Consider the following 14,666-nt stretch of genomic DNA (forward strand, 5'->3'; position numbering starts at 1 on the left):
CCGTCCGAAAACACGGCATTCATATCTCGCTGGTGAAAAGCGAAAAGATGGCGAAAAGACTGTCAATCGAGCAAATGGCAAGCAACGAGGTGGCCGTTGCCGCTGTCTTTTAAAGCAGGCTTCTCTTCTGCGCAGCGGTGCAGCGCATGTGGACAACGTGTCCGAAACGCACAGCCGCTCGGTGGATTCAGCGGGCTGGGCACATCACCCTGGAGGTGGATGCGCTCGCTCCCTTCTGCCGTGTCCGGGTCGGCAATCGGTACCGCAGACAACAACGCCCGCGTGTACGGATGCTGCATGTTCGTGTACAAATCGTGCACGCTCGCGTATTCGACCAGGCTCCCCAGGTACATGACGCCGACTTTGTGGGAAATGTGCCGAACCATCGACAAGTCGTGGGAGACGAACAAGTACGTCAGCCCGAATCGTTCCTGCAACTCTTCCAGCATGTTGACGACCTGCGCCTGAATCGAGACGTCCAGGGCAGAGATTGGCTCGTCGCAAATAATGAACTCCGGCTCGACAGCCAGGGCGCGAGCGATCCCGATCCGCTGACGCTGGCCCCCGGAAAATTCATGCGGATACCGATTGAGGTGATCCGCTTTCAATCCGACCAGCTCGATCAGCTCCTTGACCCGATCCACTCGGTCCTTTCCGCGATAAATGTTATGTACCGCCAGCGGATCTCCGATAATCTGCGCGATCGTCATGCGCGGGTCGAGCGAAGCGTACGGGTCTTGGAAAATCATTTGCATTTTTTTGCGGTAGGGCAACATTTCTTTGTGCGTGAGCCGGGTGATTGGTTGGCCGTCGAAAATGATCTCGCCAGCAGTTGGCTCGTACAGCTTCAACAGTGTTCTGCCGATCGTCGATTTGCCGCACCCGGATTCTCCGACCAGTCCGAATGTCTCCCCTCTGAAAATCGTAAAGCTGACGTCGTCTACTGCCTTGAGCAGCGTAGAGCTGCGGCCGAGGAAGCTCTTTTGCACCTCGAAATGCTTTTTCAAATTCCGCACTTCTACCAGCGCCGAAGCGGGCTTTGCCATTAGCCGATCACCTCCCGCATATGGTTGGCCGCTTTTGGATGCATCAGCCAACAGGCGGCCTGGTGGGTTTCAGACAGCGCGACGGACTGCGGCGGCTGCTTTTCGCAAACCTTCATCGCGTACGGACAGCGCGACGTGAAGGCACATCCGGCAGGCGGGCGGAGCAAATCGGGCGGGCTGCCCGGGATGGAGATGAGCTTTTTCTTTTCCCCTTCCGTAAACTGCGGGATGGAACGCAACAGCCCCCACGTATACGGATGGCGCGGTTTGTAAAAAATTTCGCGAGTCGTTCCTTGCTCAACAATCGTGCCGCCGTACATGACGATGATCCGGTTGCACATGTTGGCAATTACACCGAGATCGTGCGTAATCATCACAATCGAGACGTTCAGCTTGTCTTTCAAGTCGCGCATCAGATCGAGGATTTGCGCCTGAATCGTCACATCGAGCGCGGTCGTCGGCTCGTCGGCAATCAGCAGCTTGGGCGAACAGGACAGGGCGATGGCAATCATGACGCGCTGCCGCATGCCGCCGGAAAATTCGTGCGGATACTGCTTCAATCGCTTTTCGGGACTGGGGATTTCCACCATGCGCAAAATCTCGATCGCTCTTTGCCGCGCTGCTTCCTTCGACAGCTTTTGGTGAATGCGCAGCGGCTCGATGATTTGCTCGCCGACGGTAAACAGCGGATTCAGCGACGTCATCGGGTCTTGAAAAATCATGCCAATGTCGCGCCCGAGCATTTTGCGCATCGCTTTTTGACTCGTATTGACCATCTGCGCGCCGTCAAACAAGATGTTGTCCGCTGTCAATGTGGCGTTGTCCGGCAGCAGCTTCAAAAGGGAGAGCATCGACACGCTTTTGCCCGAACCGGATTCTCCCACGATGCCGATGGACTCGCCTTTTTCGACGTGAAAGGAAATCCCGCGGACGGCTTGCACCTGTCCTGCGTCGATGTGAAATGTCGTTTTCAAGTTCTCTACCTGGAGCAATTTCACGTTATCACCCGCCTTTATTTCTTTAGCCTTGGGTCCAGCGCATCGCGCAAGCCGTCGCCGATGAAGTTCAGCGCGAACATCGTAATGCTGATCGCGAGTGCCGGGAACAGCATCTGATACGGCTGGGTAAACAAAGTCGGAATCGCATCGTTGACGAGCGTGCCCCAGCTTGCCATCGGCACTTGAATCCCGATCCCCAAAAAGCTGAGAAACGCTTCCGTGAAGATCGCCGACGGCACGAGAAACGTAACGGTCACGATAATCGGGCCCATGCTGTTCGGAATCAGATGCTTGAACAAAATGCGCATGTTGGACGAGCCGGTAGCCCGCGCCGCCAGCACAAACTCTTGATGCTTGAGCGTGATAACCTGGGAGCGAACCATCCGCGCCGTCCCGATCCAGTACGTCAGCGACATCGCAATCAGGATGCTCTCGATCGTATTGCCGAGGAACATCATCAGCAAAATAATGTACAGCAGCTCGGGCACGCCGATCATGATGTCGACAATCCGCATCATCACCATGTCGACCTTGCCGCCGAGATAGCCGGAGATTCCGCCGTAAATAACGCCGATTACGAGATTGATCGCCGCAGCCGCTACCCCGATCGTCAGGCTGATTTGCGCACCGTACAGGGCACGCACGAAAATGTCCCGCCCGAATTTGTCCGTTCCGAACCAATGCTCCGCAGACGGCCCCTGATTTTGATTGGCAATATCCTGTCCATCGTACGTGTACGCGGAAAACAGCGGGCCGACGATCGCCGCAACGGCAATGACCACAATCGTGCACAAACCGATCATCGCCAGCGGGTCTTTCCGAAAACGGCTCCACGCGTCTTGCCAGTACGATTTGCTCGGACGCGAGATCGTCTCGCTTTGCATCGTGCCAGCGTCCAGTCTGGCGAAATCCTCATCGGGAATATCCGCCCACTCCTGCTCCCTGTCTCCGCGCAGATTGGCCCCCTCGCTCCCCTTCCAGGCGTAATTCATGTTCGTCATCACCTACTCCTCGATTTTTACCCGCCGGTCGATAATCGCGTACAAAACGTCCACGATAAAGTTTGCCACGATGATGAAAAGCCCGAGAAAGACGGTCAGCCCCAAAATAACCGAGTAATCCCGGTCGCTGATGCCCGTCACGAAGTCCCTGCCGATGCCCGGGATGGAAAACACGCGCTCCACGATGAAGCTCCCCGTTAACAAGGCGGCGACCAGCGGCCCCAAATACGTGACGATCGGGATAATCGCGTTTTTCAGTGCGTGCTTGAAAATGACGCGGTATTCCGGGACGCCTTTGGCCCGCGCTGTCAAAATGTAGTCCTGGCGCATCACTTCCAGCATGCTGGAACGCATCAACCTGGCGATATAAGCGATCGGGCCAAAGGCAAGACCGATGACAGGCAAAATGTAATGCTTCCAGCTCGATAATCCGTAAGTAGGCAAAAGCTTCAGGACAACGGCGAACAGAAACAGCATCAGCACGGTAATGACGAAATTCGGAATGGAGATGCCGACTGTGGCAAAGATCATCGATGCCCAATCCGCCCATTTTCCGCGCTTGATCGCTGACGTAATGCCAAGCAGCATCCCGACGATGAGCGCTACGACGATCGCCACCAGCCCGACTTTTGCCGAGACAGGGAAGCCGCGTGAGATCAATTCATTCACCGTCACATCGGACTGCTTGAAGGAAAAGCCGAGATCGCCCTGGGCAATGCTTTTCAAGTAATTCACGTACTGGACGCTCAGTGGTTCATTCAAGCCGAATTTTTCCTCCATCTTTTCCATGACGCTTTTGGGCACTTTCCGTTCCTCCGCCGGGCTGAAAGGCCCTCCCGGCACGGCGTGCATCAGAAAAAACGTGATCGTGATGAGGACAAACATCGTCAATATGCTCGCAAAAAACCGCTTCACGATATAGCCAGCCATCTCAAACCTCCTTTTAAACGTCTTTCGGGTCGTGCCGCACTTTTACTTCCAGAGACAGCTTGTGCAAATCAATACGATAAATCGGCCTCGGCCTGCCCCGCTGACTCATCGATTCCGTGCCGATGACTTCGGCTATGCCTTTTTCCTTCATCTTCTGCACCATCCTCGCTGCATTGCGCTCCCCCGTGTTCATCCCGACGCTAATTTCCCGTGTCGTCACCTCGTTTTTCTGGATGAGCTGGAGCCAGGAAAACAGCTTGCGAATCGACGTCGAGACAAAATCGCCCCGTTCTTCGCCGATGAGGGAATAATCGAGCGTGTTGCGCGTGCCGAGCGGACCGAGCACCTTCATCTGGTCGTCGATGAGATAGGCGCTGTTGCCCGGGTTGCGAAAAGCAAATTCGACGGCGCGATTGGCATTGTACAAAGCCCGCTCGACTGTCTCGCCCATGCCGATGCCCAAGTTCATCGTTCCCAGCTCTCCGCTGCTGTTTTTCAGGACGGGAAAGCTGGAAAAGTCTTTGGTCACTTTTTCCACGATCCCCCGCGTGGTATACAGCGTGTACTGCCCCGGATCGGCGCTCGTCATCGACGCAAACAGCCGTTTGCTGAACTCCGTCACTTTCTTTTGATATTTGTCGAGCGCATCGCCAAGCTGTTCGCCCTCGGCAGGCTCGATCCGAAATTGCAGCACCGTAATTTGCGCCAGCTGCTTTTTCTGATCCCGCGCCAGCCACAGTGCCTTATTGATCGTGTCGCGAATGAGCTGCTTCGTGCTTTTGATGAAAAAGACCGGGACATGCTCGCCCTTCAACCGCTCGTAGACGGAGTGAATGCTGGTGGCAACGACTTGCGCCTTGCCCTCTTGCCATAGCGTCAGATGATGCTCGTACAGCTCCTCCGAATTTTGGAAGCCGTCCATGTTTTTCGAGAACCAATGCACTCCTTTCGCTTCAATCTCGTCAAAAAACTCTTGCAAGTGCTTGGCTGGAATACCGTCAAAGCTGATGGTCGGGAAAAAGTGATAGTGGCGATAAATCTGGAAGATCGCTCTGTACAGATCAGTTCCTTCGAAGGGGATGAAAATCGAGCACGAATGGGGCGGGATCAGGTCTTGGGAGAGAAGGAACGGCACATCGCCGCTGAAAAAGTAGACATCGTAAACTTCCATGCATTCCTGGAGCAGCTCCCGCACACTCTTTTCCGAATCGTAAATGAGCCTGATCGGTTCGATATGCGGAAACTCCGCGAGCACGGTGCAAATATCTTCGACTAGCAACCTGGGACCAATGACAGCGAATGTTAGGTTCAATTAATCACCTTCTACTTGTTCTTTAATTAGTCTGCTATTCGTAAAGAGAAAAGGATTTGGCAATAAAACCCAATTTAACGAGCGGTCAAACAGTGACTTTTCGACATTTTTCGTTCTGTAATATGTCTGTAATTCGATTTAAATTAATATTATTTACAAAAATCAGAATTGTCAATCTATATTGGGTATCATTTTTTTGTTGGGAGGAGGGGGATGGGTATAAGGAATTGCTATAGAAGAAAGTCGAGGGAGCACCCCTGCCTAGGGCGTCGCTCGCCTATTTGCCCACACAAAAAAAGCTTATTCTCACACGCTCATTGCGCTGGAATAAGCTCTTATCCGCTTTGCTGTTCCTTTTATGGTGCGCTTTTTAAATTACACTGTTTTTACCGTTCGCTGTTGCCTAACGGAAATTCCCCCTCACAACTTCTGCACCCGCAGCACAGGCACCTTTTTCTGCTCATATGTGCCTTCCAGTATCTTCTCGTGAATCACATTCAGCTTGAGCAGGCTGGCGATTTTCCCGGTGTCCGCCCGCGACATGAGCCGCCAAAGAGACGGGTCGGGCAAAGAGTTGTACAGGCGATCGTCGCTGTAGTCTCGCCGCTCCTGGTAGCTGATCACCAGCTTGAAGTCACCTTCCTCGGCGCTTCCGGCTTCCGCGTAAGCGTCGAGCAGCTTGCTTCGCAGCGCGCCAAGCTCATCCTCTACCTGCTTCTGGATTTCTTTCAATTCATAAAAGCGGGCGATTAGCTGTTCCATCGGCTCGTCCTCCTTGATTTGGGCTCTTCCAAAGAAGGATATGTGCGACCGCTGGACGATAGAACACCAACACCTCTTGGCCGGGAAAAAGCAGCGAGGGGCCGCCCCAAAAAGACGAACAAAAAAGCCCAAAACCCGAACCACAGTTTCCCTACGTTTTGTCAGTTTTGTCACACGAAAAAAGGAGCGTCTCCTGGTCGGAAAATCGACTTTGGAGACACCCCCTCTGTTGTGGCATAGGCAAGGCAAGTATGTTATTTGCCGATCATTGTGTTGATCGCTTCGCCTGGATGCTTGATCAGGAAGGTAGAGTATTCCACTTCCCAAGGATTCCATTTGCCCTCGCCCTGATAGCCCCACACGGAGTTGATGTTGGACACGGTATCTGTGTTGTTCATGCCCACGATTCGCTGTTCTCCTACAAGTTCAAACGTTCCGTTTCCATCCATGTCGATTGGCGTAAGCGAGCCGAACGGATACGAATAGACGTTTACATCGTCGCCATTTGCTTGCACTTTGCCTGCTTTGTCGTACAGCTTCGCTGCGACATATACGTCCTGATTGGCGCTCACGTCAATGGTCAGCGGCTTGTCCAGCTTGGAGCCTTTGCCTTCTACTTTAAAGCCATCCACGAACTTGCCTTCATAGCGGATACCCTCGTTTTCCTTTTCGCCAAAAATGACAGCGGGCTTGTTGTTTGCGAAAGTGGCAATAACGTGGCTGTAAATGCCGCCGCTGCCGCCTGTTGCGGTTTTCACAAACGCATCTGCTACGTGATCTCCGGTAAAGTCGACGAGAGTCAGTTCGCCTTCGTAGCCGCCCAGCTCCTTGATGTCTGTTGTGCTGTACGCTTTAGATTTGCCATCTTGTACGACGATGTTCATGTTGGAAGCGTAGATGTCGTCTGCCTTTTCTTTTTGTCCAACCAGAAATACTTTATCTTCAACCTTGTCGCCGTTCACATCGGCGGACTTTACATCGATGACGTACGTGTTTTTGTCGAGCTTCAAGTCTGCTGCCGCTGCGAACAGCTTGCCTTTTTCCGAATCAGCGTGAGCCACTTTTGTTCCTGCCATATTCAATCCTGCTACTCCTACTACTCCTGCCAATACGAGGAATGCAGCGGGCTTCATCCATTTTTTGTTCATTGTTTTTTCCTCCCAAGTTGTTCTTGTCTTCATGTACAACTATAGGACGAAGCCCATTCCATTTCGTTACAAACGGTTTACGAATCAAAAACAAAGAGGTAAAAACTTTCTGTGCAGGGGCGGGCAACCAGTTGCAGAAAGTGCGCCGCTTTCTCGCGCTGTTCCCTTCCCCGCAGGCAAAAAAGCGCCTGTGCCACGGCTTACTTGACGTTGTCGAGCACGCTTTTCACATTCGCAGCCGAGTCTTGGCGAATGCTCAGGTTGTAATGCGTTCGCACCGCCTGATACACAGCGTTCAAGTTTTGGCTGCTCTTGTTTTTGCGGTAGGCGGCGACCTGCTTGGCGAATATCGGATGGTGGATCACGTCCCGGCTCCAATCCCATACGCGCGGCTTCAGCGCATCTTTGCGCGCTTGCTCAAGCACCTGCGGGAAGCGCTGAATGAAATGCTGGGCGATTTTTCTGCTGGCATTTTGGTATTCGTTCGTCTGTTCAATCGAGTAGTTCTCTGCTCCCTCTGCAAAAGGCTTGCCGTTGACCGAGATGATCTCTCGCGGCTGCACAGGCGCCATTCCGGGCAGCAGCTTCACTTGATAGTACGCCCAGCCGCTTGCTGTCTTTTTCCCTGGCAAAATCAGCTGAACAAACTGAAAGACACGGTCATAGGCATACGTCTCCGGGAAATTTTTCTCTCCTGGTTCCAGATCGAGCGGTGACTGCGGGAACACAAATCCTTTGCTGTCCACCGGAAAACCTGGCAGCCCACTCTCCACCGCCCAGCGCACGGCTTCATTCTCCGAGTCTTTCAGGTCAATGCCTCCGTGGTAAGGACGCACATCTTTGAATGCACGATAAAACACCATCGCTACAAATTCCCTTGTCGCAATCCCGTCATCGATTTCCTCCGGTTTGACATACCCGGCATGGATGAGTGGCTGTATTCGGGCGTTCAGCTCCAGCTCGGCACGCGCCTTCCTCGCCTGTAGCCCTTCAGGGGAATAGCCATCCAAAGTATCGATTTGCCGATCCAGTTCAGCAAGTTTCCCGCTCGCTGGATACGCAGGCGGAAAAATCCCGATCATTTGATAAAAGTTCCACAGGAAGCCTTTTTTGGATGTGACAAACTTTCGGTTGTCGTCAAACTCCAATTTGTAATGGTCGAGATTCCCCGTCGAGTCAACCAAATACTGTTTGATCGGATACTCCCGCACTGTCGCAGGCGTCTGCGGGTTCGCGAGCGAAACCATCTGCACATTCAAAAACAAATACTTCTCTGGATTAGCCGGGAGCTTGTATGTGATTTTATAACCAGGAGCAGCCGCTGCGGCTATGTCCAGAGCGGGTGACACAACTGGCACAGCCGAGAGACAAAGCGTACACGTCAGCAGGCTAAAAACAAGCTGTTTTCCTTGCATAGTCAAAATCATCCTTTTTTCATGTCATACCAATATGGACGCGGAAGGAAATGGAAAGTAACATATCAACATAAAAAAAACCGACCAGATGCTTCACATCTGATCGGCTTGTATCCAACTGGTCGAGCTTTTGGCGATAGCTTATTCGCTCTCAGTCTGGACAGCTACCGGGGCAACCCCCATGCTTTCCAGCTTTTCGTAAATATCTTTCAGCTTAGGATTTCCCTCGCCGACAATTTCCCCGGAAATTACGACAAGCGGATACCATAAATCTTCCTCAATGATGCGTGTCGCCCAGCTTTTGTCATCGTCTGTCTGCGGCTGTTGAAAGTCGCTGTACACGATGCGGATGCTGTCGCTTCCGTATTTGCGAGAAAGGGCAGCCTGCAACCATTCTGCTGTCTCTTTGGCAGATGGCAAATTGACGCAGCTTGCGCAAAGCTGTTCGGTTCCGAATACCTTGATTTCCACACTCATCTCATCCGCCTCCTCGCGAGTCCGTCCGTAGCTGAGTTGCATTCGTTATGCGATTTAGGACAGAGCCTGATCCAGATCTTCAATCAGGTCTTGCACATCTTCGATTCCCACGGAAATGCGAACCAGTCCATCTGTGATGCCCAACTCGGCGCGGCGTTCTGCCGGGATGGAAGCATGCGTCATACGAGCAGGCACGCTGATCAGGCTTTCTACTGCCCCGAGCGATTCTGCCAATGTGTAATACTTCACTTTCGCCAAAACTTCATCGGCACGCTCTGCGCTGCCAACGTCGAAGGAGATCATGCCGCCAAAGCCGCGAGCCTGTTTTTGGATCAGCTCATGACCGGAGTGATTGGACAAGCCAGGGTAGATGACACGCTTGATGTCGCTGCGCTCAGACAGCCATTTTGCTATCGTGCGGGCGTTGTGCTCATGCTCTTCCATGCGGATTCCGAGCGTTTTCATCCCGCGCAGAAGCAGCCAGGAATCTTGTGGGCCGAGGACGCCGCCAATCGCATTTTGCACGAAATGCAGGTCTTCGCCAAGCTGCGCATCTTTTGCAACGACCAGACCAGCGACCACATCGCTATGTCCGCCCAAATACTTCGTTGCGCTGTGGAACACGATGTCTGCGCCCAGATCGAGCGGATTTTGCCAGTATGGAGTCATGAACGTGTTGTCGACTACGAGCAGCACGCCTTTTGCTTTGGCGATGTCTGCCAGCGCACGGATGTCGCTTACTTTGAGCAATGGGTTGGTCGGCGTTTCCATGATGATCGCCTTTGTTTCCGGGCGAATGGCTGCCTCTACCGCTTCCAGGTTGCTCGTGTCGACGTAGCTTGCTTCCAGACCCATACGGGAAAATACGCGGGTTACGACGCGATATGTACCGCCGTACACATCGTCACCCACTACAAGATGATCGCCTTTGCTGAACAAAGACAAAATCGTGGACAAAGCCGCCATCCCGGAGCCAAAAGCAAAGCCGCGTGCTCCGCCTTCGATCTCGGCAATGTACGTTTCCAGCGCGTGACGCGTCGGGTTGCCCGTACGGGAGTATTCGAAGCCTTTGTGCACGCCAATCGCTTCCTGTTTGTACGTGCTCACTTGGTAAATCGGAACGGAAACCGCTCCTGTATGTGGATCTCCATCGATACCGCCGTGGATCAGACGAGTTTTAATGCGCATCTTAGATTCCCCCCTGGTAGATTTTTTTGCTCAGATAGCGTTCGCTGCCATCGGCAAACAGCGTGACGATGTTGGTACCCGGCGCTGCTTCTTTCGCTTCGCGCAAAGCTGCTGCCATCGCTGCTCCGGCAGAGCTTCCGACGAGCAAGCCTTCTTTGGCTGCGAGCTGCTTGACCAGATCAAATGCTTCCACATCGAGAATCGTGTGAATCGCATTGAAATAGCTGGTGTCCATGAATGGCGGCAAAAACTCCATGCCGATCCCTTCCGTTTTGTGCGGACCGGATTCTCCCCCGTTCAAAATCGAACCTTCTGGCTCCACGATGACGGTTTTGACGTTCGGGTTTTGCTCCTTCAGGTAGCGGGCAGCCCCCATGAACGTACCACCAGACCCGGCGCCTGCAACGAACACGTCTACTTGTCCGTCCATCTGGCTCCAGATTTCAGGGCCTGTCGTCTTGTAGTGGGCGTCAGGGTTTGCCGGGTTAGCGAACTGCTGCGGCACGAATGAGCCAGGAATCGATGCTGCCAGCTCTTGTGCTTTGGCAATCGCTCCCTTGATCCCCAGTTCAGTCGGGGTATTTACAACCTCGGCTCCCAGTGCGCGCATCAACTCTTGCTTTTCCTCGGAAAATTTGGCTGGTACGCAAAAAATGACTTTATAGCCGGTTCCTACAGCGGCCAGTGCTACGCCAATCCCTGTATTCCCTGCTGTCGGTTCGATAATGGTGCCGCCTGGCTTCAGCTGGCCGCTCTCTTCAGCGGCGCGAATCAATTCCATGCCCAGTCTGTCTTTTACGCTGCCACCTGGGTTAAAGTATTCCAGTTTGGCGAACAAGCGCACTCCTTCTGGAAGCTCAAACTGTGTAATTTCGACGATTGGTGTATTGCCAATCAGTTCCTTCACATTGCGAAATACGTTCACGAAGATCTGACTCCTTATGTTGAAGTACTTGCTTTTTCATTATAACATGCTGCTATTGCAAAAAGTCCATGCCAGCCCACTTTGATTATACTTCTCCCAGGAAAGTGTCGACAGGGCATGTAAGCCATGGATTTATCACCGGCGTACGATTATAATAAAGGAGAGGTTGGAAAGGAGTGAATCGACCATGGATATGATGGATCAAGTACAAGAAGTTCTCGATAAACTGCGCCCTTACCTGCAACGTGACGGTGGCGACGTACAACTCGTTGACGTAGAAGAAGGCATCGTAAAGCTGCGCCTGATGGGTGCATGCGGCAGCTGCCCTTCGTCCACCATTACCCTGAAAGCAGGGATTGAACGTGCACTGGTGGAAGAAATCCCAGGCATCAAGGAAGTTCAACAAGTATTCTAATCCAGGCGCACAGCCATGAAAGCAGCTACCCGCTTACGCGTAGCTGCTTTTTTCATTTTCCCAAGATCGATGCCTTGCCACTTTGCCCCGTTTTCGCCATGCCTCTTTCCAAAAAGGCGATGACCCGCTCTGCGTACTCGTCGGGAATCAAAGCAAAGCTGCGTACGTGCCCGGCGTGCGGCACCAGCCAAATTTGCGAATCCTCGTCTTCTGCCAGAGCGTGCAGCCGCTTGCTGTTTTCCGCAGGCACCGTATGATCTCCCGTGCCATGAATGAACAGGATCGGCTTTTTCGCTTGGCGAACGATCTCAAAAGGCTTGACATGACGCGGATTCGCCCTGAGAAAAACCGGACTCAGCGTCAAGATCAGCCAGTTGAAAGGAAAGCGCGGGAGGCCCGTCCATTGCGGCAAATTTTCTTCCAAATACTCGCTGAGCGAATAAAAGGGAGAGTCCGCCACCACAGCCGCAATCCGCGCATCTCTTCCCCCGACGAGCAAAGAAGTCGCCGCCCCCATGGAGAAACCGACGAGTCCAATGGTTTGTTCGGGATGCTTCGCCGCCACAAAATCAATCGCGCCGAGCAAGTCATGCTGCTCGCGCAAACCGATTGTAGTCAAAGCCGGAGTCGACTCCCCGCTGTTGCGAAAATCGAACATCAACACATCGTAGCCCGCCTGAACGAGTTTGCTTGCGAGCGCCAGAGCGGGAAGGTGCGGCTCTTGCCTGTTTTGGCTGTAGCCATGGGCAAAAATCAGCGTCCGGCCATTCGGCGTGCGCCCGTTTCGGGCAGCGGAATGATACCAGCCCGAGAGCGAAATATTCGTCTCCCGACTGGGAAAAACAACCGCTTCCGCCGCCACCAGTCCGAAGTCCTCCGGGTTCATGTCAATCGGTTTGCGCACCGGATGCGTCAAGCGCCACGTCACATGCAAAACGACGGCGGAAGCGGCCAGAATCCCCAGCAGCAAAAGGCTCGCCACGATGATCAACACGGTACTCATAAAGCGGTCAACGGCTCCTTTCCACTCAGTACAGCGACAATATTGGCGGCGGCCAGCGACGCCATCTCATTGCGCGTCTGGATCGTGGCACTGCCAATGTGCGGGAGCGCCACCACATTTTTCAGCGCCAAAAGCGGATGATCGAGCGGAACTGGCTCCTGGACAAATACGTCCAGCCCCGCCGCCCAAATCTGTCCAGTGGTCAAAGCATGATACAAAGCGGCTTCATCGACGGTTCCGCCACGGGAAACGTTCACGAAGACCGCCGATTTTTTCATCAGGGAAAATTCATGCGCTCCCATCAGGTGCTTCGTTTCCGCTGTCAGCGGCGTCAGTAGCACGACGTAATCCGCTTCCTGAAGCAATTCCTCCAGCCCAACCAGCCGCGCTCCCGTCTTGGCCTCCGCCTCTTCCTTGCGATTGCGGTTATGGTACAAAATGCGCATGTTGAACCCGGCTGCTCGCTGTGCGACCGCTTCCCCGATTCTCCCCATGCCGATAATGCCAAGCGTAGCTCCGTACACGCTTTGTCCCGCCATCAAGTACGGGCTCCATGACGTCCACTCGCCTGCGAGCAAAAAGCGGTTGGCTTCCGTCACTCTCCGGCCAGTCGCAAGCAGCAGGGCGAATGCCAGGTCTGCGGTCGCTTCCGTCAAAACATCTGGCGTATTGGTCACCGCGATCCCGCGTCTTTTGCAGGCAGGCACATCGATATTGTCATAGCCCACAGCCATATTCGCGACGATCCGCAGCTTTTTGGCACGAGCCAAAAGCTCCTCGTCCACCCGTTCCGTCAGCATGGTCAGCACCGCATCGGCGTGCTCGATCTCTTCGAGCAGCTTTTCGCGCGACACAGGAGTGTCCTCCTCCCATTGCTTCACATCGGCTACCGTCTCCAGCATGGCTATGACTTCATTGGTCAGTTTCCTCGTGACGAATACTTGTGGCTTGCTCATTGTTTTGCCTCCACAGCCAATCGATTTGTGGAATGGTGACGCCATAATGATCTGCGACCAGACGGGGATAGCGCCGGAGTCCTTCTTCCATTTTCGCAAGCTCGTCTTCCAGTTGGGATTGCCAGCCTTCCGCGTTTACTTCCTGCCGCTCCTCCAGCGGAAGCTCCTTGTACGACTCCACGAGCTTCAAAAAACGGCCAGGGTAGAGCATGAGGGCGTAAATGACGGCGTACTCTCCTGTCAGCAACGGCGCAACACTGTTGTAGCCGTCCAAAAAGTGAATCACGGCTTCGTCGTTCCAACCGTTGCGCTTCGTTTCGGCTTTCAGCCATTGCCCAAGATCGCGAGCCCGCATGTCGAGAACCCAGTTCCATTCTCCCGCCATCAGGCGTACATCCTTCTCATTCCATAGCATATACCCTTGATCAAAATTTTGGTAGGCTACTTTTCCAAGTCCTGCCGTTTCTTTCACGACTTTGTCGTAGCCCGCTTCCAGCAAGTATTGCACAGATATTTCCCCAAGCTGATGCACGTACGTGTAGCAAGTCAAAAGCAGCTCATCCATCGGCGTCAACTCGGCATCGGACTCATCCAGTTCATCGCGGTACTCGTTGTAATGCCGCAATTTCCGTCTCCACGTACTCGGCCAGTTTCCAAGCGAGCTGTACGGGATGAACAGTTTTTCGCCGGAAAAATTTTTCGTCGCCTGGTGGAACTGCGCCAACGACTGTCCGCTGGCGTAAAACGAATTTTCCGGAACCGACTCGCGCACTCCCCGATACAAGTAGTATAGCTGTTCATCCTCGACAAAATGGGGCTGCCCGCCCGTCGTCTTGACCAGCTTGAGCATCCGAATGTCTTTTTGCTGCTCCAGATGCTTGCGCACTTTCTCGATGAATTTGCTTTTGTATCGATACCCCGCCGGCGCTTCAAACATGTAATACAAGCCCTGGTCGGTTTCGAGCACTTTGCTGGCGCCCGTCACCCGATAATTTTGCAGTTGGAATCCATACTGCTCCTGAAGCAGTTCTTTTTCCTCCATACAGGTCAGCCTCCTTGCACACCTTCTCTAGGCGCATTGTATGTCGCC

General features: G+C 53.4%; 15 protein-coding genes. 1 reads left to right on the forward strand and 14 read right to left on the reverse strand.

The features are described from left to right. Positions 1-62 precede the first annotated feature (62 nt). The 11 genes from M2298_RS11930 to cysK all read right to left on the reverse strand — a co-directional run bounded on the left by M2298_RS11930 (position 63) and on the right by cysK (position 11,202). Positions 63-1,046: an ABC transporter ATP-binding protein gene (locus M2298_RS11930; RefSeq protein ID WP_063227392.1), complete on the reverse strand. Its 984-nt coding sequence runs from the start codon at positions 1,044-1,046 to the stop codon at positions 63-65. Beyond that, positions 1,046-2,044: an ABC transporter ATP-binding protein gene (locus M2298_RS11935; protein WP_122964517.1), complete on the reverse strand. Its 999-nt coding sequence runs from the start codon at positions 2,042-2,044 to the stop codon at positions 1,046-1,048. The genes M2298_RS11930 and M2298_RS11935 overlap by 1 nt, the downstream gene beginning before the upstream one ends. Before the next feature lie 14 nt (positions 2,045-2,058). Then, positions 2,059-2,928: an ABC transporter permease gene (locus M2298_RS11940; protein WP_122964744.1), complete on the reverse strand. Its 870-nt coding sequence runs from the start codon at positions 2,926-2,928 to the stop codon at positions 2,059-2,061. 120 nt (positions 2,929-3,048) lie between these two features. Next, positions 3,049-3,975, reverse strand: coding sequence for an ABC transporter permease (locus M2298_RS11945; protein ID WP_122964516.1), 927 nt, complete (start codon positions 3,973-3,975; stop codon positions 3,049-3,051). Between the two features lie 13 nt (positions 3,976-3,988). Continuing rightward, positions 3,989-5,287 (reverse strand): hypothetical protein, encoded by a 1,299-nt coding sequence (locus M2298_RS11950; RefSeq protein ID WP_141254219.1) that lies wholly within the window; start codon positions 5,285-5,287, stop codon positions 3,989-3,991. 420 nt (positions 5,288-5,707) lie between these two features. After that, on the reverse strand, positions 5,708-6,049 hold the full coding sequence (locus M2298_RS11955) for a hypothetical protein (RefSeq protein ID WP_122964514.1): 342 nt from the start codon (positions 6,047-6,049) through the stop codon (positions 5,708-5,710). A gap of 254 nt (positions 6,050-6,303) precedes the next feature. Continuing rightward, positions 6,304-7,197: a hypothetical protein gene (locus tag M2298_RS11960; protein WP_217022248.1), complete on the reverse strand. Its 894-nt coding sequence runs from the start codon at positions 7,195-7,197 to the stop codon at positions 6,304-6,306. A gap of 200 nt (positions 7,198-7,397) precedes the next feature. Then, positions 7,398-8,612: a hypothetical protein gene (locus M2298_RS11965; protein ID WP_280648560.1), complete on the reverse strand. Its 1,215-nt coding sequence runs from the start codon at positions 8,610-8,612 to the stop codon at positions 7,398-7,400. 141 nt (positions 8,613-8,753) lie between these two features. Next, the gene (locus M2298_RS11970; RefSeq protein ID WP_063227385.1) at positions 8,754-9,089 is read right to left on the reverse strand and encodes a YuzD family protein; all 336 of its coding nucleotides are present in this window, start codon (positions 9,087-9,089) and stop codon (positions 8,754-8,756) included. A 54-nt stretch (positions 9,090-9,143) separates the two neighbouring features. Continuing rightward, entirely contained in the window at positions 9,144-10,277 is a 1,134-nt protein-coding gene (locus tag M2298_RS11975) for a bifunctional cystathionine gamma-lyase/homocysteine desulfhydrase (RefSeq protein ID WP_063227384.1), read from the reverse strand. 1 nt (position 10,278) lies between these two features. Beyond that, the gene (gene cysK, locus M2298_RS11980) at positions 10,279-11,202 is read right to left on the reverse strand and encodes a cysteine synthase A (protein ID WP_063227383.1); all 924 of its coding nucleotides are present in this window, start codon (positions 11,200-11,202) and stop codon (positions 10,279-10,281) included. A 193-nt stretch (positions 11,203-11,395) separates the two neighbouring features. On the opposite strand from cysK, the gene M2298_RS11985 reads away from it, so the two are divergent. Beyond that, positions 11,396-11,617: a NifU family protein gene (locus M2298_RS11985; protein ID WP_122964743.1), complete on the forward strand. Its 222-nt coding sequence runs from the start codon at positions 11,396-11,398 to the stop codon at positions 11,615-11,617. Positions 11,618-11,669: 52 nt separating this feature from the next. Here the strand turns inward: M2298_RS11985 and M2298_RS11990 are convergent, their stop codons facing one another. The 3 genes from M2298_RS11990 to M2298_RS12000 are packed head-to-tail and all read right to left on the reverse strand — an operon-like array spanning position 11,670 to position 14,618. Continuing rightward, positions 11,670-12,620 carry an alpha/beta hydrolase gene (locus M2298_RS11990; RefSeq protein WP_280648561.1) on the reverse strand — a complete coding sequence of 317 codons (951 nt, stop codon included), beginning with the start codon at positions 12,618-12,620 and terminating at the stop codon, positions 11,670-11,672. After that, the gene (locus tag M2298_RS11995) at positions 12,617-13,576 is read right to left on the reverse strand and encodes a 2-hydroxyacid dehydrogenase (RefSeq protein WP_173596754.1); all 960 of its coding nucleotides are present in this window, start codon (positions 13,574-13,576) and stop codon (positions 12,617-12,619) included. Before M2298_RS11995 ends, M2298_RS11990 begins: the two co-directional genes overlap by 4 nt. Next, positions 13,533-14,618, reverse strand: a complete 1,086-nt coding sequence (locus M2298_RS12000; RefSeq protein WP_173596753.1) for a protein kinase family protein — start codon at positions 14,616-14,618, stop codon at positions 13,533-13,535. The genes M2298_RS11995 and M2298_RS12000 overlap by 44 nt, the downstream gene beginning before the upstream one ends. Positions 14,619-14,666 lie beyond the last annotated feature (48 nt).

This window comes from Brevibacillus sp. 1238 (assembly GCF_029892995.1).
In the GTDB taxonomy this organism is placed as follows: domain Bacteria; phylum Bacillota; class Bacilli; order Brevibacillales; family Brevibacillaceae; genus Brevibacillus; species Brevibacillus parabrevis.